Below are 481 nucleotides of genomic sequence, written 5' to 3'. Positions count from 1 at the left end.
CCGATCTTGCTGGAAAGCCAGTCTCCAAAAATCGGTACGCTCGTGTTGAGAACTGCGCTGACCACGGCCATGCCGGCGGCGAACAGCAAGAGGGTGGCGACGATTTCAAACCATCGGGGCATGTCCGAGAATGTGGCCCCGGTGCGTGCGCCGGCATCGAGGCGGGTGAAGGCGCGGAGCGTGCCGTAGGCGGTCTGGGTGCGGGCATCGAGGTTGATGCGCATCCGGCCATGGTAGCCGGACGTGTCACCAGCCGCGCCGGCTTGGCGGGTATAGCTGGTCTGGTATCCGCCCTCGAACCGGGCACGCCCCGAAACGCGCAGGCAGGTGTCGGTGCCGGGGATGTAGAAGAAGCCCGCGCCGCAGGCACTACAGACGCGGACGTACCCGCTCGGCACGGCCTTCTTCACCGGCCGGTCGGCGGCGTGCGCGGCACCCACTGCCGCCAATGCGGCGGCCGCACCCAGGCGGGACTTCTGTC

General features: G+C 68.2%; 1 protein-coding gene. It reads right to left on the bottom strand.

From position 1 onward, the window contains the following. The coding region (locus MKK84_RS23745) for a porin (RefSeq protein WP_243924341.1) at nt 1-481 on the bottom strand (481 nt) is incomplete at both ends.

The organism is Methylobacterium sp. E-065, from assembly GCF_022829605.1.
Taxonomy (GTDB): domain Bacteria; phylum Pseudomonadota; class Alphaproteobacteria; order Rhizobiales; family Beijerinckiaceae; genus Methylobacterium.
Note: the sequence above shows the minus strand (reverse complement) of the source record. Positions and strands in the feature narration are given on the sequence as shown.